This window comes from Clostridium sp. AWRP, assembly GCF_004006395.2.
GTDB lineage: Bacteria > Bacillota > Clostridia > Clostridiales > Clostridiaceae > Clostridium_B.
In genome coordinates this window covers 2013329-2037763 of sequence record NZ_CP029758.2, presented here as the reverse complement: position 1 = coordinate 2037763, position 24435 = coordinate 2013329, and the positions used below count along the sequence as shown (strand labels likewise).

The 24435-nt window shown below is 30.6% G+C and carries 28 protein-coding genes, 2 pseudogenes and 1 CRISPR repeat array; of the genes and pseudogenes, 6 read left to right on the top strand and 24 right to left on the bottom strand.

Annotated features, from left to right (window positions below):
• Positions 1-29: 29 nt before the first annotated feature.
• Positions 30-893 (bottom strand): DMT family transporter, encoded by an 864-nt coding sequence (locus tag DMR38_RS09550; RefSeq protein WP_243124532.1) that lies wholly within the window; start codon positions 891-893, stop codon positions 30-32.
• A 146-nt stretch (positions 894-1039) separates the two neighbouring features.
• Here DMR38_RS09550 and DMR38_RS09545 point away from each other — a divergent pair, with 146 nt between their 5' ends.
• Both DMR38_RS09545 and DMR38_RS09540 read left to right on the top strand, forming a co-directional pair.
• Positions 1040-2026: a sulfide/dihydroorotate dehydrogenase-like FAD/NAD-binding protein gene (locus DMR38_RS09545; RefSeq protein WP_127721048.1), complete on the top strand. Its 987-nt coding sequence runs from the start codon at positions 1040-1042 to the stop codon at positions 2024-2026.
• 12 nt (positions 2027-2038) lie between these two features.
• A pseudogene (locus DMR38_RS09540) lies at positions 2039-2296 on the top strand (FAD-dependent oxidoreductase); the annotation flags it as partial.
• Between the two features lie 119 nt (positions 2297-2415).
• Here DMR38_RS09540 and DMR38_RS09535 read toward each other — a convergent pair.
• From DMR38_RS09535 to DMR38_RS21810, 3 genes are all read right to left on the bottom strand, one after another.
• The gene (locus DMR38_RS09535) at positions 2416-3138 is read right to left on the bottom strand and encodes a hypothetical protein (protein ID WP_127721046.1); all 723 of its coding nucleotides are present in this window, start codon (positions 3136-3138) and stop codon (positions 2416-2418) included.
• 16 nt (positions 3139-3154) lie between these two features.
• Positions 3155-3280: a hypothetical protein gene (locus DMR38_RS22525; protein ID WP_013238508.1), complete on the bottom strand. Its 126-nt coding sequence runs from the start codon at positions 3278-3280 to the stop codon at positions 3155-3157.
• A gap of 81 nt (positions 3281-3361) precedes the next feature.
• A complete protein-coding gene (locus DMR38_RS21810; RefSeq protein ID WP_175412970.1) occupies positions 3362-3535 on the bottom strand; it encodes a hypothetical protein in 174 nt (57 codons plus the stop codon).
• A 168-nt stretch (positions 3536-3703) separates the two neighbouring features.
• On the opposite strand from DMR38_RS21810, the gene DMR38_RS09530 reads away from it, so the two are divergent.
• The 3 genes and pseudogenes from DMR38_RS09530 to DMR38_RS09520 all read left to right on the top strand — a co-directional run bounded on the left by DMR38_RS09530 (position 3704) and on the right by DMR38_RS09520 (position 6567).
• Positions 3704-5338 carry a recombinase family protein gene (locus DMR38_RS09530; RefSeq protein ID WP_127721045.1) on the top strand — a complete coding sequence of 545 codons (1635 nt, stop codon included), beginning with the start codon at positions 3704-3706 and terminating at the stop codon, positions 5336-5338.
• A gap of 21 nt (positions 5339-5359) precedes the next feature.
• Positions 5360-6112 (top strand): annotated as a pseudogene (locus DMR38_RS09525) (FAD-dependent oxidoreductase); the annotation flags it as partial.
• A 110-nt stretch (positions 6113-6222) separates the two neighbouring features.
• Positions 6223-6567, top strand: a complete 345-nt coding sequence (locus tag DMR38_RS09520) for a helix-turn-helix transcriptional regulator (RefSeq protein ID WP_175412969.1) — start codon at positions 6223-6225, stop codon at positions 6565-6567.
• 18 nt (positions 6568-6585) lie between these two features.
• Here DMR38_RS09520 and DMR38_RS21805 read toward each other — a convergent pair whose 3' ends face one another.
• The 7 genes from DMR38_RS21805 to DMR38_RS21795 all read right to left on the bottom strand — a co-directional run bounded on the left by DMR38_RS21805 (position 6586) and on the right by DMR38_RS21795 (position 11525).
• Positions 6586-6732 (bottom strand): hypothetical protein, encoded by a 147-nt coding sequence (locus DMR38_RS21805; protein ID WP_175412968.1) that lies wholly within the window; start codon positions 6730-6732, stop codon positions 6586-6588.
• A gap of 408 nt (positions 6733-7140) precedes the next feature.
• The gene (locus tag DMR38_RS09515) at positions 7141-7740 is read right to left on the bottom strand and encodes a hypothetical protein (protein ID WP_127721043.1); all 600 of its coding nucleotides are present in this window, start codon (positions 7738-7740) and stop codon (positions 7141-7143) included.
• A gap of 344 nt (positions 7741-8084) precedes the next feature.
• Positions 8085-9370: direct repeats of the CRISPR family, unit length 30 nt; unit sequence GTTGAACCTCAACATGAGATGTATTTAAAT.
• A 106-nt stretch (positions 9371-9476) separates the two neighbouring features.
• The gene (locus tag DMR38_RS21800; protein WP_175412967.1) at positions 9477-9647 is read right to left on the bottom strand and encodes a hypothetical protein; all 171 of its coding nucleotides are present in this window, start codon (positions 9645-9647) and stop codon (positions 9477-9479) included.
• 15 nt (positions 9648-9662) lie between these two features.
• On the bottom strand, positions 9663-10283 hold the full coding sequence (locus DMR38_RS09510) for a DUF4352 domain-containing protein (protein WP_243124531.1): 621 nt from the start codon (positions 10281-10283) through the stop codon (positions 9663-9665).
• 182 nt (positions 10284-10465) lie between these two features.
• Complete coding sequence (locus DMR38_RS09505) at positions 10466-10828, bottom strand: hypothetical protein (protein WP_127721042.1); 363 nt, start codon at positions 10826-10828, stop codon at positions 10466-10468.
• Positions 10829-10846: 18 nt separating this feature from the next.
• Positions 10847-11173, bottom strand: coding sequence for a hypothetical protein (locus DMR38_RS09500; protein WP_127721041.1), 327 nt, complete (start codon positions 11171-11173; stop codon positions 10847-10849).
• Between the two features lie 178 nt (positions 11174-11351).
• Complete coding sequence (locus DMR38_RS21795) at positions 11352-11525, bottom strand: hypothetical protein (RefSeq protein WP_175412966.1); 174 nt, start codon at positions 11523-11525, stop codon at positions 11352-11354.
• A gap of 889 nt (positions 11526-12414) precedes the next feature.
• Between DMR38_RS21795 and DMR38_RS09495 the strand changes: the two genes are divergently transcribed.
• Positions 12415-13104 (top strand): hypothetical protein, encoded by a 690-nt coding sequence (locus DMR38_RS09495; protein WP_127721040.1) that lies wholly within the window; start codon positions 12415-12417, stop codon positions 13102-13104.
• Positions 13105-13292: 188 nt separating this feature from the next.
• On the opposite strand, the gene DMR38_RS09490 is transcribed toward DMR38_RS09495, so the two are convergent.
• The 13 genes from DMR38_RS09490 to DMR38_RS09430 all read right to left on the bottom strand — a co-directional run bounded on the left by DMR38_RS09490 (position 13293) and on the right by DMR38_RS09430 (position 24430).
• Positions 13293-14525 carry an IS256 family transposase gene (locus tag DMR38_RS09490; protein ID WP_127721009.1) on the bottom strand — a complete coding sequence of 411 codons (1233 nt, stop codon included), beginning with the start codon at positions 14523-14525 and terminating at the stop codon, positions 13293-13295.
• A 210-nt stretch (positions 14526-14735) separates the two neighbouring features.
• The gene (locus DMR38_RS09485; protein WP_175412965.1) at positions 14736-15302 is read right to left on the bottom strand and encodes a hypothetical protein; all 567 of its coding nucleotides are present in this window, start codon (positions 15300-15302) and stop codon (positions 14736-14738) included.
• A 22-nt stretch (positions 15303-15324) separates the two neighbouring features.
• Entirely contained in the window at positions 15325-16242 is a 918-nt protein-coding gene (locus tag DMR38_RS09480; protein WP_127721039.1) for a GH25 family lysozyme, read from the bottom strand.
• Between the two features lie 16 nt (positions 16243-16258).
• The gene (locus DMR38_RS09475; protein ID WP_127721038.1) at positions 16259-16522 is read right to left on the bottom strand and encodes a hemolysin XhlA family protein; all 264 of its coding nucleotides are present in this window, start codon (positions 16520-16522) and stop codon (positions 16259-16261) included.
• 77 nt (positions 16523-16599) lie between these two features.
• Positions 16600-17355 (bottom strand): C1 family peptidase, encoded by a 756-nt coding sequence (locus tag DMR38_RS09470; RefSeq protein ID WP_127721037.1) that lies wholly within the window; start codon positions 17353-17355, stop codon positions 16600-16602.
• A gap of 108 nt (positions 17356-17463) precedes the next feature.
• A complete protein-coding gene (locus DMR38_RS09465; RefSeq protein WP_127721036.1) occupies positions 17464-17937 on the bottom strand; it encodes a hypothetical protein in 474 nt (157 codons plus the stop codon).
• Positions 17910-18599, bottom strand: a complete 690-nt coding sequence (locus DMR38_RS22275; RefSeq protein WP_243124530.1) for a hypothetical protein — start codon at positions 18597-18599, stop codon at positions 17910-17912. Before DMR38_RS22275 ends, DMR38_RS09465 begins: the two co-directional genes overlap by 28 nt.
• Before the next feature lie 14 nt (positions 18600-18613).
• Positions 18614-19708, bottom strand: coding sequence for a hypothetical protein (locus tag DMR38_RS09455; protein WP_127721035.1), 1095 nt, complete (start codon positions 19706-19708; stop codon positions 18614-18616).
• A gap of 15 nt (positions 19709-19723) precedes the next feature.
• The gene (locus DMR38_RS09450; protein WP_127721034.1) at positions 19724-20344 is read right to left on the bottom strand and encodes a YmfQ family protein; all 621 of its coding nucleotides are present in this window, start codon (positions 20342-20344) and stop codon (positions 19724-19726) included.
• Positions 20345-20347: 3 nt separating this feature from the next.
• Complete coding sequence (locus DMR38_RS09445) at positions 20348-22546, bottom strand: pyocin knob domain-containing protein (protein ID WP_127721033.1); 2199 nt, start codon at positions 22544-22546, stop codon at positions 20348-20350.
• A gap of 1 nt (position 22547) precedes the next feature.
• Positions 22548-23618 (bottom strand): baseplate J/gp47 family protein, encoded by a 1071-nt coding sequence (locus tag DMR38_RS09440; protein WP_127721032.1) that lies wholly within the window; start codon positions 23616-23618, stop codon positions 22548-22550.
• 3 nt (positions 23619-23621) lie between these two features.
• A complete protein-coding gene (locus DMR38_RS09435; RefSeq protein ID WP_127721031.1) occupies positions 23622-24077 on the bottom strand; it encodes a DUF2634 domain-containing protein in 456 nt (151 codons plus the stop codon).
• 23 nt (positions 24078-24100) lie between these two features.
• The gene (locus tag DMR38_RS09430; RefSeq protein WP_127721030.1) at positions 24101-24430 is read right to left on the bottom strand and encodes a DUF2577 domain-containing protein; all 330 of its coding nucleotides are present in this window, start codon (positions 24428-24430) and stop codon (positions 24101-24103) included.
• Between the last annotated feature and the right edge of the window lie 5 nt (positions 24431-24435).

Below are 24435 nucleotides of genomic sequence, written 5' to 3'. Positions count from 1 at the left end.
CTAATATGACTGTGATAACTAAATAAAAATCAATCCATTTTTTTTATACTATAAACGGCATAAATGACAAGTGCTGCTCCAAAAACTTGAAGTAGTGTTAAATGTTCCTTTAAAATAAAAAAGGAAAGAAACATAGCTGTAGGTATTTCTAGATTTCCTATTATTGAAACTTTTAAAGCCCCAATATGTTTAATTGCTGCGTAAAGCAAAGTTAAAGGTATTATCTCACAAAACACTCCTAATATTACAATGCAAGCAATTAATTTTCCGTTCAAATCCTGTCTAAACACATCCACTGGAAATTTAAAAATTATTAAAGATAAAAATGAAAAAATAATAGAGTAAAAGTTAACTGCAAGTGGGTTTAATTTATCCATTTTTTTCTCCGTATATACATTCATAAAAGCATAAAATACTGCCGCTAGAATTCCGTACATAAAACCCTTGGTTGAAAAGGTCTTTATCCCTTGGTTAAGACCCAAAGCTAAAAAACAACCTATAAAAGTTACAATAAGAGCAAAAATCTTATTAGAACTTACCTGCATTTTTTGAAATACTACTGAATAAATAAAAACCATAGCAGGATATGTATAAAGCAGTATGGTAACCATTGAAACATCAAGATAATTAAAAGCCATATAATAGAAAATCGTCATAAAAGTATTACCTACTATACCAAGAACTGCTGTGTGATATAAATCCTTTTTCCCTATTTTTAAAGCCTTACTATCTATTATAAGTATGCCTAAAAACATAATTGGAATTGACATCATATATTGAAGTGTCAATATATTTATAGAATTTGCCCCTTCCGAGAAAGCAATTTTTATTATGATTCCGCAAGTTCCAAATAATATGGCAGACAATACAGAATATATGTATCCTTTTTTCAACAAAACACCCCTATCTAAGTAATTAAATTTAGCAGTCAATGTTTTTATTCTAACATAGTTTTTCATTTTAAAGTAACAAAAATGATTCTGAAAAATAATCTAATATTGTACATAGTTTTATAATAATATCAACGGAGGTTATTTACATGTATTGTATTGATGCAGGAAGTGAATATTGTCCATGCCACCTAGCAGAAACCAATGACTGTATACTATGCTCTCAACTTTCCGGTGAAGAGTTTTGCCAATGCAAAGACTGGTGTGGAGTTTGTATATATGAACAATATATTTCTAATGGTAAAAAAGCAAAAAATTTAAGAAAAACTTATGATTGTCCTATATTAGACAAAAAAGTAGCTAAAGATTCTCTTTGCATGTTTACTTTAGAAGCACCAGAAAACTTAGTAAGAGAATTATCAAATCCTGGAAGCTTTGTATTTTTAAGAAATAAGGAAAGTGTAAATTATTATGACGTACCAATTTCCATTATAAATGCAGATAATACAAACAATACTCTCGATGTTGCAATAAAATCAAGCGGCACAAAAACTAAAGTTCTTTTTAAATTAAATAAAGGCGATAAAATACTTCTTAGAGGACCGTTTTCAAATGGAATAATGGGACTTTCAAATATTTCTAATGCCAAAGATGGCATATCATTAATTATAGCCCGAGGCATAGGAATTGCTCCTTCCATTCCAGTTATGAAAAAATTATATTCAAATAAGAACAAGCTTATCTCTATTATTGACACACAATTCAAAGAAAATTTTTATGAGGATTATTTTAAGGGATGCAAATCAAAAGTGTTAGATTGCACTATATTGGATGATGGAAATCTATCTGAGAAATTTAAATTAATGCTTAAAAAAATTCTCCGGGAAAATTCCATAAATTTAGTACACTGTGGAGGCCCGGATATAATGAGTTATAAAATTATAGATTTTATAGATAAAATAAACAGTTCACAAAACAAATTCATAAACTTTTCCTGCTGCAATAATTCCAAAATGAGCTGCGGTGAAGGAATATGCGCAAGCTGCACCAAACACTATGATGGTGACATAGTTAGAAGGCTGTGCAAGGTGCAAATGGATCCAAGAGATTTATTTAAAGGTAGAAGATTATTATAGGAGGTATTTTTTATGAAAATAATAGTAATTGGATCAGGATGGTCTGGATGTGCTGCAGCTTTATCTGCCAAAAAAGCAGGTGCTGATGTAGTTATATATGAAAAAACCGACATGGTACTTGGCCTAGGAAATGTAGGAGGAATAATGAGAAACAACGGTAGATATACTGCTGCAGAAGAAATCAATGCACTTGGAGCAGGAGATCTAATAAACATCACAGACAGCCTTACTAGACACAAGAATTTGGATTTTCCCGGTCATAAGCATGCTCCACTTACAGTATTGCGAACTTATTAAAATTCAAATAAAAGTAACATGCCAAAACGTCATATTTCCAAGATGTTTCGACATGTTTACAATAAGTATTCATCTGATTTCAAGAACCCTGTTTATTTGACCTTACTTAAAATTCGGGCACCTTTTATATTTACCTGACAATTCATACACAACATTTTCCCAAATTTTTTATTGCTATAATCTGCTACTTTTTCCGATATGATGTTTCCACATTTTTCACAGTGAAGTTCATTTTTATTTATTACCTCTTTATTATCCATAATAGCTATTTTACTCTGATCACCCGCAGCCTTTCCTAAAGAATATCTCAATCTATAATAATTATCTTGAATTTCCAACTGATTGATTTCCCTATTCTTATTGTATCCTATTGACTTAACTTGAAAATGAACCCTTTGTGACAAAGTAACTTTACCATCCTTTTCAGCAAATTCTCCCTGTTGTAAACTGATCCATATAAAAGGAGCTGTATAAAGTTCTCTTCCTATTCCAATATTAAATCCTGCCCTTTTAAAACTGTCACTAGCTTGACCCTTTTCTTTTTCCGTATAACTTTCTACTCCCACATCTTGCTTTCTAATCCACTGTTTTTTTTCATCATCCCAAATATCTATATTACAAAATAATCTTCCATTTATAAATTCATGGGTTCTTTTCCACCCTGTCATTCCAAACGTTTCATCAAGTATTTTCATATCAACTCTTGCATCCTTATATAAGAGCAAAACACATCCTACACCATTTGGAGTCTTCTTTAAGCTCTGTACCCTTATTTCAATTTCATCTGCTTTTAAAAGTCGTACCTCCTTATTCATATTGCTGTACCTCCTTTTAAATATATATCCATACTATTAAAGGATTTTTCTTATCTATAATATACTTTATAGTTCTAAACTCTTTTAACTGTTTATCTCTCTGCTCTATATTTTCAAATCTCATTTTAGTTTTGTTTTCCATATTATACCTCCTTCGAAGGTACACTCATTTTTTTATATTTTTAATTTTAGTTTGAATGGTTTTCAATATGTCTATACTTATTTATTTCTTCCATGTTTGTCTTTCTTTTAGTGTTTTTATGAGTTCATCTATTTGTTCAACACATAATTTGCTTATAAGTGCTCTTGCAAAAGCTCTCGCCTTTCTTGTTTCCAGTTCATCCATTATTTTAGGGTCTTTTGAATAATGCATTCTTACTTTTATTGGCTTGGCCATAAAACAATATCTCCCAGCTATTTTTTAAGCATATTTACCTACGATATTATATGCATCTCAACTTATTGTGTGATGAAAATTTTTAATTTAAAAAGGAATAAAAAGTTAATTAAAGCCATGTAATTTAATATAGGACTATATTAATTTTTGAGGATGTGATTTTAAAAAATGATAGCAGCTGTATACAGCAGGAAATCCACGTTTACGTGCAAAGGTGAGTCTATAGAAAATCAGGTGCAAATATGCAAAGAATATGCCAATAACAATTTGAAAATAAGCAGTTTTATAATATATGAAGATGAGGGTTTTTCTGGCGGCAATACAAATAGGCCTAGATTTCAAGAACTTTTAACGGATGCTAGGAAAGAAAAATTTAATTTTTTAATATGTTACAGGTTAGACAGAATTAGTAGAAACGTTGCTGATTTTTCTAATACATTAGAATTATTACAGAAACACAATATATCTTTTGTAAGTGTAAAAGAGCAGTTTGATACAAGCACCCCTATGGGTAAAGCCATGGTATATATAGCTTCTGTTTTTGCACAGTTAGAGCGAGAAACTATTGCAGAACGTGTTCGAGACAATATGTTAGAACTTTCAAAATCCGGCCGCTGGCTTGGAGGTCAAACTCCCCTTGGTTTCAATTCTAAGAAAGTAACTTATTATAACTCTGAAATGAAACAAAAATTTATGCATAAACTTTCTCCTATAAAAAAAGAATTGGATAAGGTCAAATTGATATATAGTAAATACATGGAATTTTGTTCTATATCCTTAGTTCTTAAATATCTACTTACTAATAACATAAAAGGGAAAAATGATGGAGACTTTTCATCTATGTCAATAAATGATATTCTTAGAAATCCCGTTTATGTCAAATCAGATAATTCGGTTTTTAAATATTTAAAAGGCTTAGGTATAACTACCTGCGGCATACCTAATGGCAATGGAATTATTACATATAATAAACGCAATTCAAAATATATGACTAGAAATACAAGTGAGTGGATTGCTGCAGTTGCCAAACATAAAGGAATTATTGAAAGTACTACCTGGTTAGAAGTACAATTTCAATTAGATAAAAATAAAAGGAAATCCAATCCAAGACAGGGAACATCTAAAAAATCTTTATTATCTGGAATATTAAAATGTGCTTTGTGTGGTGCACCCATGCGTGTCTCTTATGGAAGGCCTAAAAAAAATGGGAATGAAAGAATTTACTATTATGTGTGTACAATGAAAGCCCATTCTGGAAAAAGCAGATGTGCTAACCCTAATGCCAACGGTCCAAAAATTGAAAAAGCTATTGCTGAAAATATTAAAGGACTAAGCATAAATAAGCTTTTAAAAGAACTACAATGTCATAAAAATGAATCAACTTCCTCTATTAAAAATAATTTTATTGAAATACTAAAAAGAGAAATTCAAGATAAAAATAACCAAATGAATACATTATTACAACAATTATCAAATATAAATGTAGATGACTCCCCTGCTTCTAAATTTATCCTAAATAAAATAGAAAACTTAGCAAAAACAATAAAGGATTTAAATTTGAAATTAGACAAATCTAAAAATATTGAAGAAGAAAATGTAGATAAAAATATAGCCCTCGATATAATAGAGAAAAACTTAGAAGATTTTAATTCATACTTTTCCATAATAAAGGATGTATCAATTAAAAGACATATTTTAGAAAACATAATTGACAAAATCTACTGGAATGGTACTACAGGTGATATTGATGTTTACCTATGGGGAAGTGAAAAAACACACAAGATTCATCATAGTATTTTCTAAACCTGCTGCAATACTATAAACCATGTTCATGCTTGGCTCTATGATGTAAATAAAATCGAACCAGCTGTTAGAAAATATATTTTAAGTAAAGGCATAAAGTTAAAACTAATATCAAGAGTAGTGGACGTAAAAATGGAAGGAACTAAAATAAAAGGCATATATACCTCAAATGGAGATTATGAAGAAGCAGATGCCTTTGTTGAAACTACAGGTTCCACAGGTCCTATGGGAAACTGTATAAAATATGGTAATGGCTGTTCCATGTGCATACTTAGATGCCCTTCCTTCGGCCCTAGGATAAGCATAAGCAAATGTGCTGGAGTAGAAGATCTTCACGGCGAGAGATTAGATGGAACTTATGGAGCTTTCAGCGGTTCCTGTAAACTTGCTAAAGATACTATAGATAAAAATCTCTTACATGAAATTGAAGAAAAAGGTGCAGTAGTACTTAAAGTTCCAGAAGAAGATGTAAATATGGATAAATTAAAGGCTAAAGTATGCCAGCAGTATGCTTTAAAAGAGTTTGCACAAAATGTAATACTTCTAGATACAGGGCACGTAAAGTTAATGACATCCTATTATCCTTTAGAAAAGTTACGTAAAATACAAGGACTAGAAAATGTCAAATTTATAGATCCATATTCCGGGGGCAAAGGAAATTCTATAAGATATCTTTCCATAGCACCCGTTTCTGTGGACTTAAAAGTAAATGGCATAGATAATTTATTTTGCGGCGGAGAAAAAAGTGGTCTCTTTGTAGGTCACACAGAAGCTCGTTGTACCAAAGTGCAATCACTGTACAACAGGTTATAATCAACCTTTATGGGGAATTATATAAAAACTTTGATGAGAAAACAATTGGCAATCGCATAGAAAAAAGTAGATTGATTAAAAACTTATCACAAAGTCAATTAGGGAAACTAATAAGTGTTAATCACTCAACCATACAAGACTATGAATCCGGAATGTGTTTTCCTTCTACTAATATATTAACAAAAATATCTAAAGTTTTAAATATGCCTATAGAATATTACTATGATAATTACTATAAATTTATATTTTCTGATTATAGTAATATGATAAAAAACTGGAGAATTAAGAACAATCTATCCTATTGGCAAGCTGGAAAGCTTACAGGAATTGATTATAGATCATTTAAAAATTGGGAAAATGGCGGTGCTATTGATAGATTTCATTATGAAAAGTTAAAACCGTATTTAAATACTTAAATGATTAGAAGCAACTCTTTAAATTAAAAGGGTTGCTTCTGAAGTAAATGCCTTAATATTATCCTCTAATGTATTAATTTTATTAGTACATTCATCTAATTCAACTTTCTTCATATCTTTTGAATCTTCCTCCATTATTTCTAAAAAAGCTTTTTCTAACTTCAAATCCATCCCCTCCTAAGACTTTGTAAAAAATAGTAATAAAGTAAATTTTGCAAATTATATTTTATTTTCATTAGCAATACCATGCAATCAAAATATTATCTATAGACAAATAGGTTCTCTCACCTCTTTTTATAATTGTCATCTCACTTTTCATGTTTCTATGTTATCACTCTTTTTAACGTAAAAATTCCACATTTATTCCTTCTTTCTTCCATAATTTTTTCATGTATTTTTTTGTGTATTTTAACAATATCTAAAAGAATCTAAAAATAGTACTAAATTTATGTTTCTACTATGTAGAATTGCATATAATATTTTCTATTACTAATACCTGTAAGCTATACCTATCAAGCATACCGTCCTAATCGGTACAATAGGTATATTCTAAATAGGCTTTATTGCTTATATTTATGGTTCCAATAGCGACCGGAGGGAGCGAAGTAACTTATCGGAACTGTTAAACTTCCAATTAACTAAAACTAATTTACTCTTCATCCCTACGTTTTCTACTGAAACTTCTTCTATAGTTTGTCTAACTATTAAAAATACATATTTTCTGTTATGTTTACCCTCCAAATGATTAATTATATTAATAATCTTCTTATCATTGGTATAGTGAGTATAATCTACTTCTATGAGAATAGGATAGTCATTGCCTATAACAATAGTTGCATCAACTATATAACTTATAAATTGATTAATTTGTATCTTATTTTGAAGTATAATTTCATTTGTAGTTGTGTTAAATTGCTGCAGAGCTACAATAACATCCAATATCTTAAGGTCATGAACTTTAAGCCTCTTGTCCATAAAATATACAGTCTCACTTTTAGGATCTTTCCTATATCTTTTTATTGCCCCCTCTCGATTAAGGTATCTTAACCTCTTTCTTGCCAAATCATAACTCATCTTACTTGTAGAAAAAAATAATTTACTACACTGATCTATAGTTATACTGTTAAAATTTTCAATCCATTTCAAAATTCTTTTGTCTCTCTCAGTTATCATTTTTACCACCTCATATTTATTATGTGGTAATTTACATGGCAACTAATCTATATTACGCACAATACATTAAAAATTAACAAAATTCACATCTAGTCCACAAATTATGGTGTGTGATTATAATTGATCTACCCTTTTTAACGGCTTCTTTTGTATTTATGGTATAATATTTTTCCAACCTCATTGATATCTAAATGTAGCTTAAGTCCTTACTATATAACAACTTAGGGTACTTTTTTTATTATAATTTTAGAAATTAGAAAACGGTTGGAAAAATTTTAGATAAACTCTTTATTATCAATACTTTTAGGATTATAATAGAAACAAGAAATGGCTATTTTACACAGGTTGAACCTCAACATGAGATGTATTTAAATCCACCGTGGTAAAAGGGGCGTACATGGAAAGTATGGGTTGAACCTCAACATGAGATGTATTTAAATTATCTTTGCCCTACTTTCTTAAACCTTTTTCTTACCGGTTGAACCTCAACATGAGATGTATTTAAATTAAAATTCCTCCTTCCCTATTGACAATTTGAATAAAGTTGAACCTCAACATGAGATGTATTTAAATCAATCTTCAAAATTAATGAAGCAATCTTCAAATGAAGTTGAACCTCAACATGAGATGTATTTAAATATGAAAAATTTACTATAAAGTTTAATAATCCAAGTAGTTGAACCTCAACATGAGATGTATTTAAATTGGATAGATAGGAGTTGATTACATGGAAGAACACCGTTGAACCTCAACATGAGATGTATTTAAATCAATTAGCTAGAAAATATCGCATAAACCGAGATGCACGTTGAACCTCAACATGAGATGTATTTAAATGCATATTAAATGTAAAGAGCGAAGAAGAACAAAGAAGTTGAACCTCAACATGAGATGTATTTAAATCATTGTTGGCAACAAATGAAATATTAGATGAAATGAGTTGAACCTCAACATGAGATGTATTTAAATTCTGCATATTCTTCCATTTGTTCATAATTTTTAAATGTTGAACCTCAACATGAGATGTATTTAAATCCACTTCCACAAGCATCGTAATTACTGCTATTTTCGTTGAACCTCAACATGAGATGTATTTAAATTTACCAATTAAATATTTAGGTTTATCCTTTAATAATGTTGAACCTCAACATGAGATGTATTTAAATTTATAAACCCCCTATAAATTATTATCTTTAAATATTGTTGAACCTCAACATGAGATGTATTTAAATTTGTATATATTGTGGATGCCCTATTGATAAATGGAAGCGTTGAACCTCAACATGAGATGTATTTAAATTTTACCCATTTTGTTGGTTTTTCTACTCCTATATCAGTTGAACCTCAACATGAGATGTATTTAAATCTGCTTTTCTTTGGGACTGGTTTAAAGATGCATCTTGTTGAACCTCAACATGAGATGTATTTAAATTAGATGTAAGCGTCCAACTACAATCCCCCTTTATATCGTTGAACCTCAACATGAGATGTATTTAAATGATAGTTTCTGGACGTATGCTAGTTGCAGAAGGCCAAGTTGAACCTCAACATGAGATGTATTTAAATTAATAAGTTCCACAATCTATGCAAACTTTATCTCGTTGAACCTTAACATGTGACGTAAATAAAATGAAGCCTAGTAGTCTTAATTTTCCTACTAGGCTCCATCTTTTATTGAGCTACTGCTTGATCTAGAAAAAGAAGTAATAAAAATGCTCCTTTTTCTATTAATATATTTATTTCAATAAAGAATTCATTTTTTTATCTGATAATATAAATCCTATTCCAGACACTAAAGCCGCCAAAGCTCCAACTATAGCAGCTATGCCAATATCGCCAAACATATTAATTCCCATAATGATTCCAATAACTCCAATTACAATAAGTATTATGCCTATAGCTTTCATTTTGCTATTTCCTCCTTATTTTATATTGTATCCAACAGCCTTTCCGTCATTGTCTCCGTGTATTAATATACCATTTTCCATATTAAAATCTTTAGGCACTTCAAACACTACATAAGTTTGCTTAGGTGTATTAGGATTTACATCTTCATTTATTCCTACAAACTCACTATTTTTATTGTATATAGTTTCTTTTTGATTGGCTGTTTCTCCAGCTTCCATACTAGACTTATATTGTGCCTTTGTTTTAGTATCATCTAATATGAATTCTTCATTAGAATATTGAGCTGCTGCTTGAGATTTATTATTAAGTTGAAGTTTAACCATAATAAATTTTTGTTGTGTAGTTCTATTGTCTGAGCTATCCCCTCCTTGTATTGTGGTAAGTTCCTGTACATCTAAAACCTTTATGCCCCAGTTGCCTGAAGTACCTTCTTCACCCAATTTATATATCTTTTGTTTTTGTTCTTCTTTAGGCTTAGTAGGCTTAGAAGATGTTGATGTATCAGACGTCTCACTGGATACCTTTGAATCAACAGTTTTATTCATTCTATTTATAGCTACTGTATCTCCTGCAAAATAACCAACAATAAAAATTAAAATAGCTCCTATAATTTCTATAATTACTCTCTTTTTCATTATTCTCCTCCTTATGTACTTTTTATTACATTGTAACAAAATATTCACATATTGTCTATTTTGGATCAAAAACATAAATCTAGCAATAATTAACCTGCTAGACTTTAAATTACCTTTTATAATATTTTTTTCTAGATCACTTTATTATAATTTTTTCCATTTATATTGAAATTTTTTTATTTCTATCTTGCTACACGTGCCGTTACGAATATGGTTTCATCTGCCCCTTGTAAAATCAAAAGATTTTCATTAGTGCCTGCTAGACAATCCCAGCTAGATTGACTATGAAGCCATATAGCTTTAGCAACATTTCTAGCCATGGTAGTACTATTAATTATTCCTTTATTAACTAGCTGATCTGTAAAATAATCTATCCAATTAAAGTCACTTTTAGGCGGATTATAATAACTGTCTCTTAATTCTGATACCTCTTGAGGAGTTAATATTACATAAATAGAATAAGATTGATTCGGATAACAATCATCAATAACATTATATTTTCCATCATCAGTACTTAAAACTTTCATGTCGCCAGCAAAAGTCATTTCTGGAAATGATATAACTCACTTTTTATATGACAAATCTAATAAACTAAAAGAAAGATTATTTGCAATTGTTTTATTAACACCGCCATTTATTAAAATATTTCTTATACCATCTGCTGTAGACGAGTCGCCATTTTTATAGATATAATCTTCTATTTTTACCTTTATATCATCAGAAACAGTAGTATAATATGAATATTTTTGGCTTGGTATTATAGCCTTTATTGAGATTCCATTATTGCCATTTATTTTTGCTGGTGCAGCTTGTACACTTGTTAACGCTATCCCTGAGCTTAACGCTAACCCACAAATTACAGACGACAAAATTTTTAATTTTTTGTTCATAACGTATTACTCCTTTACTGTTTGAAAATATTTATAGTTTTATATAAATATTATGTATTTTACTCCTTTATTATTAATTTTTACATTTTTAATACTAATTTATAAAATATATAGTAATATTACAATAATGCTCTGCAAAATATTGTTATTATAGTATTTTATGAATTGTAAATTGCTATTAAACTGTATTAGTGTTTTGAATAAGGTTTAATATATTATGTTTAATAGTAGCATTACCTGGTTTTCTACTAATCTCTTTCACATCAGCAACATATTTGCTTTCATCAAAAGTAAAGGCTAAAATTTTACTGGCTGTAACCTCGCTATTTATCTTTCTACAAACAATTTCCATGAAGTAACCCAGTTTCTCCTTAGATAATTTCTAGCATCTTTCTAACTAACGGTTTATAATTTTTCCTTTTATACACATACTTTCTATTATATTGTATCAAAATATTTGCACATTACCTATTGTGGTATAAAAATAAAGCCTAGCAAGAATTTAGCTCACTAGGTTTTAAATTACCTTCTATAATATTTTTTTCTAAAATTACTTTGCTCTAATTTTCTTCTCAATTTATATTAAAATATTTTCATCTGCATTGACCAAGTCATCCCAATGCTTGTTACTATCAAAAGGCCTATTTTATTTTTATTTTTTCTATAGAATTGTATATATCAATTTTTAATATTATTATTTTATTCAAATTTAAAATAAATATATATTTAAAGATTTTAATGGATATTATGTTTCAATTTGTAAAAAATATTACAAATTACTGATTAAATTGAAAAAAATATATGTATAATATTATTTTTCCAAATTGTATTAATTTTGACAAATAGTAAATCATTATATATAATTAAAACGAACATAAAAAGATATGATAAATACAAGTTTAAGTAATCTTTATTAGATTAACGTTCTTGTATCAGTATTTTTATTATACAATTAAAATGTACAAGCCATGTCAGTGACAAATTATTTCAAGTTTAATATTTAACTAAATCATTCTTTCTATATATACCTTTAAATTTCAGTATACATTCAAATAAAATATAAAATTTTTACAAATTCATATTGTAAAGTTATGTAGTTATGTTAAAGATTATTACATGGTTACGTACCATACAAAACATTGTATAAAATAATAATTGACTTTTACAAAGACGTTAGTGCAATAAAGTACAAACAGTTTATCTTATCTTAAACTAAAACAACATAAAAAGGAGATCTTAATATGAATAAAAAAGTGAAATTTTTGTCATCTACACTAGCAGCATTATTACTTACATCAGGTGTCGTATTAACCAATGTACAGGCTCAAGGCATCCAAAATACAGTAAAACCAACTTTGAACGTTAAAGCCACACAAAGTTATGATTTTACAACATATTGCAGTTTAACCCATGATCAAGTTCAGGAAGTATATACTTATCTTCACTCAACAAATGGCTCCAATTTTATAGATTTTTTAGTTGATAATAATATAGTATCATCTAGAAGTGTTGCTAATAAGATAGGGAGGTCTCTATTTATATTTGGAGTTGGTAACATATTAATACGATCAGATGAAGGAAATGGTGTACTATTCTTAAGATCATCTCAAGATCCTGATAAATTTACAGTAGTACCAAATAGCCCAAGATTCTACAATTACAATTACAATATTTATTATGAACTTTCATCTTCCAATCTCAGTAAAATACTTAATTATATAAATACAAGTCATCCAACAAATAGCAATCAAGTAGCAAATTTTATAGAATCAAATGACATAATTCCTAAATCATCATATTCAAATAATGTTGCTGCTGCAATATTGGCTTCTCCAAAAGCAGCTGGATCTGATGATATGGGGGATGGAATACTAATTTTAGAACCAACTACAAATTATGGCACAAGACATGTTGCTACTCCTGCATTTTAAGAGAATATAGATGGATTTGTGTAAAATAGATTTGATTTAGTTTTATATAACTGGAAATTTTGATTTTCAGTTATATTTTTTTATATTTGAGTAATACTAATACTGATTAATATTACATTCTTATTGTTTGTATAATATACTTAATTATGCAATAAAATAAGAAAAAATATAAAAATTTTAGCTAAATCTTAGAGTATCTCTTCGCCTAGTTTATCATTAAACACAATAGTTAATTGTGCCAATGTCATTCCCCAATTTTGGGATGGAGAAGTCCATTTTTCCATGACTTTCTCAGTAGCTAGGTAAAGAGATTTTCTAAGTGCTTCATCATTTGGAAATACTGTTCTTATCTTCGTAAACTTTCTAAGCTGTCGGTTGAAACCCTCTAATGCGTTTGTAGTATAAATAATTTTCCTGATTTCCGGTGAGTAATTAAAATATGTTGATAACTTATCCCAGTTATTATACCAGGATTCAATTACTATACTATACTTCTGATCCCATTTTTTCTTTAGATTATCCAGGCCGTTAATTGCAGAATCTTCAGTAGGTGCTTTATATACGCATTTTAAATCTTTCATAAATTCCTTTTTATCTTTGGAAGCTATATACTTAATAGAATTTCTTATTTGGTGTATTATACAATTTTGAATACTAACATCCGGAAATACGGATTTTATTGCATCTGGAAGCCCTTTTAGTCCATCCATACAGGCAATCAGTATTTCTTTTACTCCTCTATTTCTTAAATCATTGCAAACTGACAGCCAGAATTTTGCTCCTTCGGCTTCACCAATCCATATGCCCAAAATATCTTTATATCCTTTCATATCAAGGGCCATACATATATAGGCAGCTTTTGTGACTATTTTATTTTCTTCCCTAACCTTAAAATGTATTGCATCCATATAAACAATAGGATACACGTCATCCAGTGCCCTATTCTGCCATTGTGCAGCTGAATCCATAACTTTATCAGTTATTTTTGATATCATTGTTGGCGATACATCGATGCCATATAATTCTTCCAGTTCTGACTGAATGTCTCTTGTAGACATACCTCTTGCGTATAATCCTATAATTTTCTTATCCAGTTCATTGCATACAGTTTCATATTTTTTTACAACTTTAGGTTCAAAGTCAGCTTTTCTATCTCTTGGTATATCAAGATTTACATCACCAACACTGCTCCTAATACTTTTCTTTGAGTATCCATTTCTATAATTTTTATTTTCTGAATCCTCACTTCTTTGATATTTTTCTCTGCCAAGCAGTTCTTCCATTTCTGCCTCAAGCATATTTTGTATAACATCCTTTAAAAGTCTCTGCAGCAAACCATTTCTGCCAACTACGTCCTCCATAGTTTTGCATTTTTTAACTTCTTCCTTATAATCGATATCTGGTACTTCAATTTCTTTCATTTGAAACTCCTCCTAATTTATTTAAGAATATTGTTCCAAATCTTCCATTCCATTATACAAAAATAATGGGTATAGATTTGGTTTTTACACAAATCCATACCCATTCCCCATTTTAATATAAAAAGTTAGATTATAAAAAATTATTTCTACAAAATTTTGTAGAAATAATTTTTTTATTTAGAAATATTATTCAAATTGCTGAACTACATTTTATAAATTACCTTCATCCGTATTTATATTTTGTACAGGCGTTATAGTTGACGTATTCTGTGTAGAAGCTACTGTATTTTGTATAGCTTCAAGTTTTTGCTTTAAATCTGCATTTTCCTGAGTTAACTTGATAATCTGTTCTTGCTTCTGTGCCTCTGTTGTAGGTTCATGTCCAAAATCATTCACTGCATTTTTTATTGCTGCATCAATAAGAGCTTTCTTATTTTCATCAACTGGAATTTTGGCTTCCTGACATACATTAAGCACTACATTCTCGGCAACCTGAGACCTTGCATCTTTTGAAATGACACCTGCATGAGAAAGCTGTTGAGAGTTACCTGCGGCAATCTTAGCCCACTTATCTATTAAGTCTAATACATTTATAACTGGGTTAGCTGGAAGAAGTACCTCTTTTCCTACCGAAATTATTGCTTCTGCTTCATTTGCAACTTTGTCTATAACACCATCAACATCTATACCTTTTTTCTTTAAATTAGGAAATAAAAGAAGCGTAGCTCCTAAAACTACAACTCCACCAATTGCTATTAAAATATTTATACTATTCATCTATACATTCCTCCATTTTATATTAATTATTTAAAAATATTTCCCATGTTCTATTTGAAACTAAAATTTTGCCACTTGTTTCTCTCTGCCAATTCTTCTGCATATTCGTGACCGCTTGGAAAGTAGGCTCATCATATAACATATCAATATAAGAACCTTTCTTTAAGTATCCATACCCTTCTAATTTTTGTTGAATCCATTGTACAAGATGGCTTTTATGCCCCTTGGTAATAATTTTACCTACAGCTTCTAAATTAGGATCTAACTCATGGTGACGTATCAATCCATCATCTAAGATATGTGCATTATAATCTACGTTTAGCCAATACTCCAAGGCTTGTATCTGTTCTTTTAAAACAGGAGTCCTTGGCACAATTGTAGTATCTAACAAAATACCATCATTAAAAATATTCAGATCTACATTTCCACTTATACCTGGTACCCTTCCAGTTTCCGAATATTGAAACCCTGCATATGGTTTTACATTAGGCTCAGATACTCCATAATGTGCAACCCATAAAGGCAAGTCGCCTATAATATTTTTATTTAGACATTCCTCATAGAAACTATCATAAGTATATAATCCTGCAGCCTTCCCCCGACTTTTTAAATGATCAGCAAATTGTCTAACTCTTTGGTTAGCTGAACTATTTCTAATACTATCATCCTCTGTATCTATTGCATAAACACAATCTACTGGCATATTAGAAACTACACTTAAAAAATGCTGTGCTTCTATCACTGGATCATTTCCTCTTAAGTAATGATAGAATCCAACCTTTAACCCTAAAGCCTTTGCTTGCTTATAGAAATCATAAAATGTTTTATCTGTATACGTCCTACCCTCTGTTGCTTTAATATAAACTACTTCTACACCTGAACTTTTAATTTGTTGAAAGCTCTGTATATTGTTTCCACTAAAAATATCAATGCCTTTCATAACATCATTTCCCTTCTTATTTTAAATGTAATTCTAGTAAATAAATAAAGAGCCCCAAGAATGAAGCTCCTAATATGCCCATACCCCATTTTAAGGTACTTATTAAATTATTAAGTCTGTCACACAAATCTCCTAACTTTTCATCTACCCGCTCTCCCCTTCCTTCTAACTTTTTAAGCCTATCAGCATGATCATTTAATCTTCTCTCATGCAGATCAAAAGTCTCGTCCACTTGTTTATGCTTTTCTGTGCATAATTTAGCATCATAACATTCACTCATATACTCCCTCCTTAAAAATTTGTATTAAAAAAGAGCTTTGGATTTCTCCAAAACTCTTAGATTATTTCAATAAAAAATTACTTTCCTGTCCACATATCTGTAACATAATTATTAGGATCAGTAAAGTACTGATAAGGAAGATAGAAATATCCTTTATCTCCCCAATCTTCTCCCCAAGAATTACGCATAATAACTTGATGATTATTATCATTATATCCTACTACTAATACTGCGTGTCCACCTAATAACTGTTCTTTAGTTATATCTGGCATTGGAACTATTCCGGTATTTGCAACATCATCTGATTCAAAACTTGAATATACTTTTATTCCTATAACTACTGGTAATCCTTCAGTTAAAGCAATTTTTAAAGTGTTTAAATCTTTTACACGGTTATATTCCTTAATTGTATATGACACTCCATTTAATACAGCCCTCGGATTCGGTTCATCTGTAAATCTACTAACATCATAAGGATAATCAGTTTCAAAAGAACACCCAAGCTGTTTAAGCACTTTCATTCCATCCCTAATATAAGCTCCACTATCCTCATTTACAGTATTCTCTATAAACCTTTCCCACCAATATAAATATAAACGACTAAGTCGTTTATATGGCTGATTCGATACATTTTCAAGATACTCACGTAATCCTGAAACAATAGCATTAGCTGTACAACTTCCCAGCTCTCCTTGGTCCACTATTGGTGACATATATTTTCTAAGGTCTATGACTTTAGGAAGATGTGAAACTTTCTCTATAGTAGAAGCATAGTAAATTCTATCTCTCATATCTTGTTTATCCGGCTTTAGTTTATAACTTCTTTTTATCATCTTATATACCTCTGTTTTTCATACTGACGAACTAATTAATGTTCATCTTTACATAATATGAAACAACATTAAATAAGTGTACAAAAATAAAAAAGCTATTTTTAATCTTTAATTACCTGTAAATAAATCCTTATAATTTTTTAATAAACCTGCTGGCTTCTTTTCTTCAAATAACTTATATCTTAAATAATCATCAACATATATAGCAAACGGTACTAGAAAAAACCACAGCACAGCATAAGGCAAACATATCTGTCCATATAAGTTAAAAGGCTCATTAGAATAGTCCCATATGTCTAAATCTAGCCACACATTTAAAATCATGCCACTTGTAAATTCTAATATTAAAGCTATGATAGTACCTATCAAACACTCCTGCCACATTTTCTTATCATAAAATTGGGGATGTTCATTCAATCTCCCTATAAAAAAAGCACTCAAACCACCAACTACTAACATGGATATATGTGTCCATCCACGCCATAAACCTTCTAGTACCATATATATAGCTCCCATTGTAACTATTAAAATCAAGTCTTTATATATTTGATTTTTTAAGTTGTTGGAATTACTGTATCCCATGTTACTTTCTGCACCTCCTCTACACTTGTAAGATTATTAACATATACTTGTAGTTGCTTATTTTTTATTAATTGTTGCTCCTTAAAACTTTTAAAATCTCTCGCTAATTGCAAGCACTCACTTGCTGTCCATTCTGCAAAATCTTCTCCATGATCATGGTAATAAAATTTATCCTTCTGGCACTCTTGTACTCCTGCCACTTTTGATACGGCACTAAGGGCGTTTCCTGTTATATTTGACTGGTCTTCTAAAGTACTATCATAGACTTTACTTATATTTTGATAAGCCGTAGAAGTAAATCCTCCTACTATTTTATTCTGGCAATCTTGGCTTAATTCATTTATTTTAGCCTGTTTAACTTCCTGAAGTGAAGCCTCAAGAGTTATAAAGGTAAAAATAATAGCACTTGCATCTATAGGATTCTTATCTATATCTATACTATATCCTGTGCACGTGCTAAATTTATCATTTAATTGCCCATATTCCAATTGCATTACTCCTACACTATCCTTATTTCTCTGCGATAAAACTTTATATGACTGAAAATCTTCATTTATTGTAGTTTCTCTTAAAGCACCATCAGATCCTTGCATTTCTCCTGTATCCAGTAATACATTTCCTGTATTTTTATCATAATATATTTTTCTTCCTATCTGCTGCATTTATATAAAGCCTCCTAACCTATAATTCCATATTTTATATCATACCAATTCATAGATCCATTATATCTACTATTCTGTATAGGCATAATAATTTGAGAGTCAGAAATGCTTCCTCCCATAGTAGCAAAATTATTAGAACTAGTAAGAGTACCACTATTGGCAAGATTTGAATCTAATTCATATTGCGCACTAATCCAATTATTTCCTGAAACTAAAACAATATTATCTGCATCATATATAGCAAAATTATAAATTTTATATGTTGATATGGACCTTCCTGAAATAAGAATTATTTTTGGCTTAAAAGATACCCCAGGCAGATAAATTTGTGCACGATGAGAACCTGTATCTTGAGAAGAAATATTTCCACTTGTCCATTGTCTGCCTCCCAAGCTTTCTATATCTAATGAACCAATAATGCCACCTATATCTACATTTTTTTTTACGTTACTAGCAATTAAATTAGCAAATTTAGCTATAATGCTTCCACCTTTTGTATAACCTTCTGGGATACTTATAGATTGTCCTTGATTTGTAATAGTTCCACTTACGACTCCATTATTAGGCATAGATCCATGTCTTAACTTCCCATCTGAATTACTAAAATCTGCTCCACTTAATACCTGACTTTCTACTGCATTTCCTTGTCCTCTTGCTATAGAATTTATAGCAGCTATAATTTGATTCCATGTAGCTGTGGTACTAAGACCTTGTCCTTTGCTGTTTACGGCACTAATCGTACTAGATTTTACGCTAGTGCCAAATTGAAAAACCTCGTTAATTGCGGCCACTATAGTATCCTTTGCAGTGGTATTAAGCTTAGTCTTATCTCCAATACCATGAGCCATATTATCTGCCAAATGTGAACCAAGATCTGCCTTTACAACTTCTAAAGTTGTTCCATCTGCTGCTTTTATATCGCTTGCAGATAAAGTAACGGCACCTGTTTTATTATTTACAGATGTAATAGGAACTGTTATACTCCCAACCTTAGTTTCAACTGCTTTTAATTTAGAATCAATAACCTCTGCGTTATAATTTAGATCATCTATATTTACTACATCTGTTCCCTCTGGCTCTCTTAAAGCATAATTTGCTGTTGTTTTCATTTATATATCATCCTCCTATCCGTTATAAACTTTTAGGCTGTCCCATGTATTGGATTTAGCTTGGTCAACTGTAAGATTTTTATCTTTTAAGAAGTTCCAAACAGTATAAGTATATTTGATGTCATAGCCTAAGTGAGCTGGCTTTATATCCTCCAACATATGTTTAAAAGCTTCCATATTTTTAGGGATACCCTTAATTCCAATAAATTGTAGTGTAAAGCTATAGTTCTCCGGATACTGAATTACATCACATTCCCCACCTGAGAAAGCTTCTGCAGTATTTTTTATCATAGCAACGGTAGTTGTCCCAGATCCTCTTAGTTTTGCTTTTATAACTGCCCTTCTATCTTCATATGTTTTATTTAAATCTGTTGCAATCCCTAAAGGTGGCTCCCATATAATACTTAACCCCCATGTAGCAGTATCTATAAAAAATTGGTTAAGCAAATCTTGTTGATTATACCTAACCAGTCCCATTTCCCTAGCTGCACTATTTTCAATTTGGTTCATCATCTCAGTATTGCGGTACCATGGAGGTAAATGCTGCATTAGATCAGGAATATACGGTTTAATTTCTTCCTCATTTATTGTATTTTCTGCATATTTAATACTGCCATATAAATTATCACCATACATCTATTACACCCCCTTTAGGTCATTCCATGTAGTGCCAGTTTTATTTGTTAAAACTTTAGTCCATCCATCCCAACTACCGCCCCGCATAACTCTCATATAAATATTATTGGGAGCATTATTAGTACTTCCAGATCCAAAGCCTGTAGCATATTGTACACACCAACCAGTACCTTGATATTTTATAACAACAAAATAATACCATCCATTTGAGGGTGCATTAGTTACAGTACATCCTTGATAAAAACCAGTTGTCAAAAGATCGTTTAAATCTGTAGTACTTATATCTGTTACATTTGGCACAAAATCAGCAGCATGTTTTCCATCTACTGTATTTGAATTTCCTGCTGAATCCGCATACTCAGATTTATCAACTTTGCCATTGTTATTAGTATCATAGATACTTTTAAGCATATCCCCATATCCTGCATTACTCAATTCCTCGGATGTTACGAGTTTTTGTGATGTGCCTTTGTAGATAGCTCCATCAACAGGATCTATGGTAAATAAAATGGTTCCTGTATGAGTTCTAATTTCAAAATAAGTATTATTATTTTTAGTGTGCTTTCCTATTACATAGTCTGTTCCAGGAGCAGAAGTTACACGTAACCCACCAAAACTCTCATTTGAGCCACTTGCAGCATTGTCTCTAAGTTCTAATATCTTTCCAACACCATCTGGAATAATATTTATTACACTTGGTATATCATTTCTAACAAACTGAGAGCCATGTAAATTATCAATTGTATCTGCATTGCCTCCGTTAGCAGGCATACTTAAAGGAAAATCTGTTATATCTGATTTAACATGTACATGGACTTTTGGAGCTTGTGCATTAATACCATTAGTATCTAATGTTGCAACTCCACCAGTAACACCCATTTCAGTACGTTTTACCTGAGCGTCATCCGTAACATTAGAAAGTCCTACATCCGATTTAGTTGTACCATGAGGATTAGTACCACTACCAGGATGAATATATACTATAGTATCTTTCCCATCTACTTGTATATTCCCATTTGTAGTAGATGAATTTGTCTTATTCGCTCCTGTGCTTATACCATCCAATTTTGTTTTATAATCATTGCTAAAATCATTTGTAGATAGATCCTTTCCGGTGACTTTATCTACCTTATTACTAACTGTATTCCATAAGTTTCGTTCAGCAGCAGTTATATGTTTTACAGTATCTGATATGTGATTGTAAGCAGCATTCCAATTATCAATTAAAGTCTGTGTAATTATATCCAAAATGCCCTTATTTGAATGAGTGTGCTTTTTACTGTTCATATCGTCATGGTCTATCTTATCCTGTTTGGACATTTTGCCATCTGTTGTAGAAGATACAAGTGGAATTGAGTTCGCAGAAATAGGAATCCATGAGCTCCCATTATACTTATATGTTATATTGTCAGTGTCAACACTTACTGTCCACCCATCTTCAGGGTTAGGGTAAGTGGTTGCTAAATCATCATAAGTTGCCACATGCTCTTTATAATCTAAACTAGTTACTACCGCACTTATTTTATTGTCAATTTCATTTTTAGTATATTTATCATCCCAGTTAGGTTTATTGCTACTAACAGTATTAGTTAAAGTATTTTCAACAGCCTTTGCTCTTGTTACCTCTGAATTAAGATTATTTATTAAAGTGTTTTCAGCACTCGAAGCACGACTAGCTTCATTATTTAAATTTACAGTTAAAGCACTCTCAGAATCTTTTGCCCTTGTTATTTCTGAATTGAGGTTATTTTTAAGTGTAGTTTCTGACTCAGAAGCACGATCAATTTCATTATTTAAATTTGTAATTAAATCGCTCTCAGCTCCTGTTGCTCTTGATTTTTCTGCATTTAAAGCTGTTTGAGTATTTGTAATACTATCTTGAACTCTATTTATATCATCTGCTTCCACAGTATCACCTGTGGTTTCATAAGTAATATATAACGGCGTTATGTTTGAATATATTTTAATTATCTTTTTCCATGGAGTAATTGAAGGTGTCGAGAGTGTATAAGTATCTATTTTATTCCCTGTTAATTTGGAACCTGTATAGACGCTTAATGAAGATAAAGAAATATTATCATGTTGCAGTTCAGCTTCATAAACTCCATCTGCTAAATTTACTACTTCTTCTATAACGTAAGTATTTTCATCAAGCTTATTTAATTTGGAAGTGAATTTATCAATATTATTAGGATATGACATATCACACCCCCAAATTTATGGAACCTGATACTGGTATTTCTTCATTTGCTAATGGTACATTAATAGTCCCATTATTCAAAATCAAACTACTGCTGTCATAATCCAATACCCCTGGAGTACTAAACAATAAATTTCCTATTTTAGCATAAGAAATATAAGTGCTGTTAAATACTATATCATTTAAATAATTCTGAACTAAAGTAGTAAAACCATCTTGTACCTGCTGCAGTGTGTATCCTCCTGCCAAAACTATTTTAGCAGATGCATCTATTACCTTTTCTACTGCAGATACAACAGTTAAAGTTGCACCTATGGGTGCCTGCCCTTCTCCTTTTCCATCATCAGGATCTATATAATCTTTAACCTTTTGAATTAATTCATTATCTGCTGCCCTTTTATTTGAATTCATTATTATAGCTTTTACAGTACCATTGCCATTCCAAAGGGGAATTATCTTTGCATCTCCAACTCCTGTGACATCTTTGCACCAGTTTTTGTATTGATATTTGTTTCCAGATGTTGCTGGTGTCCTTAATCTTTCAAAGTATCTTTGCCTTAAGCTGTCGTCATTTTCTTCATCATATCCATTTGTTATAGTTTGTAAATTTGTTATAAATATAATGCCTTTAATTGTTACCGGCATCTGTGTAATAGCGTTTGATGGTACATTGCTGCCAGATCCAATCTGCAGAGCTTGTATAGGTATAGTTCCAGAATTAGTTATTGTAGTTTGCTTTGTACAAACAAATTGAATACCTGCAGGAGTTTGAAATATAGCTCCTTCACTTACTGTTGTGGTTCCATTTACAGTTAAATCTGTATGAGCATAACCACCAGGTTTTCTTGTTATTCCTGTACGCTGATATATAAATTTCTCAAGTTCGCTGTCACTTAAATTATTTACATCTAATTTGTCTAAAACTTTTTTTAAGTTCTTATAAGACTCAGCTTCTTCTATTGAGTAAGCTTTTGTTAAGTCATAAATAGGGTATCCTGCACTTTTTTCATAATCATCTGAAATATTATTTAACAAATCTTTTTGAATATTATCTTCTGTTTTATTCTCAAACAACTATTACACCTCACTTTCTGCATCAAGTATAGTAGCATCTTTTAAAGTTACCTTACATTTAATATCTATCTTGTCCTTAACTTGAGTAATAACGAAGTCATCAACTTTAGATATATATCTATGTTTAACAAGAGATTCACCTATTTCCCTTTGCAGTTCTGCAATAATAAAAATATTTAATTTTTGTCCTTTTAAATCTTCTATATTACAATAAAATTCAGTGCCTTTGTAGACACGATATTTATCTTTATAAGCTTTTACAATTAGAGCTATCCACTGTTCAACAGCTTCAAGCTCAGTAAGTTCTACTAGCTTCCCATCTTGTACGACAAATTGATTAGTTTTTAAGTCAACTTTAAAACACCTGCCAAGTTTTTTTACTTCAGTAGGTGTTTTATTTACTATATTATCTATTTGTTGTTGTAGACCAGGTAAAAACGGAAACATATCTTCAGCCATTAAAAAACCTCCTAGTCTGATTATTATAACTTATCTATAACAAATAATTTTCCTCCATCTTCTGTAGCTATAACTGCTACTCTATCCTTTTCTTTTAGCCCTTCGTGAGTAGCAGTTCCGGTTCCTGTATAATTACCTCTATCCGTTGTTACACTAACAGTTACATTCATCTTGTATTCTGTCGCATTTTTGCATATATATAAATTATCTCCACTAAATAGACCAGCTCCATTAAGTATGGAAATAGTAAGTGGATTAATACTTGTTACAGTACCTACTACAACACCTGTGTAGATTTCATTATTTCTTTTTTTAAACTCATTTGCTAATTTTACATCCCATCTAGCTCCCATACAAA

Excerpts from the sequence above, each read along its gene's own strand:
- DMR38_RS09545 (WP_127721048.1), top strand. The coding sequence starts at position 1,040 with ATGTATTGTATTGATGCAGGAAGTGAATATTGTCCATGCCACCTAGCA.
- DMR38_RS09535 (WP_127721046.1), bottom strand. The coding sequence starts at position 3,138 with ATGAATAAGGAGGTACGACTTTTAAAAGCAGATGAAATTGAAATAAGG.
- DMR38_RS22525 (WP_013238508.1), bottom strand. The coding sequence starts at position 3,280 with ATGGAAAACAAAACTAAAATGAGATTTGAAAATATAGAGCAGAGAGAT.
- DMR38_RS21810 (WP_175412970.1), bottom strand. The coding sequence starts at position 3,535 with ATGGCCAAGCCAATAAAAGTAAGAATGCATTATTCAAAAGACCCTAAA.
- DMR38_RS09530 (WP_127721045.1), top strand. The coding sequence starts at position 3,704 with ATGATAGCAGCTGTATACAGCAGGAAATCCACGTTTACGTGCAAAGGT.
- DMR38_RS09515 (WP_127721043.1), bottom strand. The coding sequence starts at position 7,740 with ATGATAACTGAGAGAGACAAAAGAATTTTGAAATGGATTGAAAATTTT.
- DMR38_RS21800 (WP_175412967.1), bottom strand. The coding sequence starts at position 9,647 with ATGAAAGCTATAGGCATAATACTTATTGTAATTGGAGTTATTGGAATC.
- DMR38_RS09510 (WP_243124531.1), bottom strand. The coding sequence starts at position 10,283 with ATGAAAAAGAGAGTAATTATAGAAATTATAGGAGCTATTTTAATTTTT.
- DMR38_RS09505 (WP_127721042.1), bottom strand. The coding sequence starts at position 10,828 with ATGACTTTTGCTGGCGACATGAAAGTTTTAAGTACTGATGATGGAAAA.
- DMR38_RS09500 (WP_127721041.1), bottom strand. The coding sequence starts at position 11,173 with ATGAACAAAAAATTAAAAATTTTGTCGTCTGTAATTTGTGGGTTAGCG.
- DMR38_RS21795 (WP_175412966.1), bottom strand. The coding sequence starts at position 11,525 with ATGGAAATTGTTTGTAGAAAGATAAATAGCGAGGTTACAGCCAGTAAA.
- DMR38_RS09495 (WP_127721040.1), top strand. The coding sequence starts at position 12,415 with ATGAATAAAAAAGTGAAATTTTTGTCATCTACACTAGCAGCATTATTA.
- DMR38_RS09490 (WP_127721009.1), bottom strand. The coding sequence starts at position 14,525 with ATGAAAGAAATTGAAGTACCAGATATCGATTATAAGGAAGAAGTTAAA.
- DMR38_RS09485 (WP_175412965.1), bottom strand. The coding sequence starts at position 15,302 with ATGAATAGTATAAATATTTTAATAGCAATTGGTGGAGTTGTAGTTTTA.
- DMR38_RS09480 (WP_127721039.1), bottom strand. The coding sequence starts at position 16,242 with ATGAAAGGCATTGATATTTTTAGTGGAAACAATATACAGAGCTTTCAA.
- DMR38_RS09475 (WP_127721038.1), bottom strand. The coding sequence starts at position 16,522 with ATGAGTGAATGTTATGATGCTAAATTATGCACAGAAAAGCATAAACAA.
- DMR38_RS09470 (WP_127721037.1), bottom strand. The coding sequence starts at position 17,355 with ATGATAAAAAGAAGTTATAAACTAAAGCCGGATAAACAAGATATGAGA.
- DMR38_RS09465 (WP_127721036.1), bottom strand. The coding sequence starts at position 17,937 with ATGGGATACAGTAATTCCAACAACTTAAAAAATCAAATATATAAAGAC.
- DMR38_RS22275 (WP_243124530.1), bottom strand. The coding sequence starts at position 18,599 with ATGCAGCAGATAGGAAGAAAAATATATTATGATAAAAATACAGGAAAT.
- DMR38_RS09455 (WP_127721035.1), bottom strand. The coding sequence starts at position 19,708 with ATGAAAACAACAGCAAATTATGCTTTAAGAGAGCCAGAGGGAACAGAT.
- DMR38_RS09450 (WP_127721034.1), bottom strand. The coding sequence starts at position 20,344 with ATGTATGGTGATAATTTATATGGCAGTATTAAATATGCAGAAAATACA.
- DMR38_RS09445 (WP_127721033.1), bottom strand. The coding sequence starts at position 22,546 with ATGTCATATCCTAATAATATTGATAAATTCACTTCCAAATTAAATAAG.
- DMR38_RS09435 (WP_127721031.1), bottom strand. The coding sequence starts at position 24,077 with ATGGCTGAAGATATGTTTCCGTTTTTACCTGGTCTACAACAACAAATA.
- DMR38_RS09430 (WP_127721030.1), bottom strand. The coding sequence starts at position 24,430 with ATGGGAGCTAGATGGGATGTAAAATTAGCAAATGAGTTTAAAAAAAGA.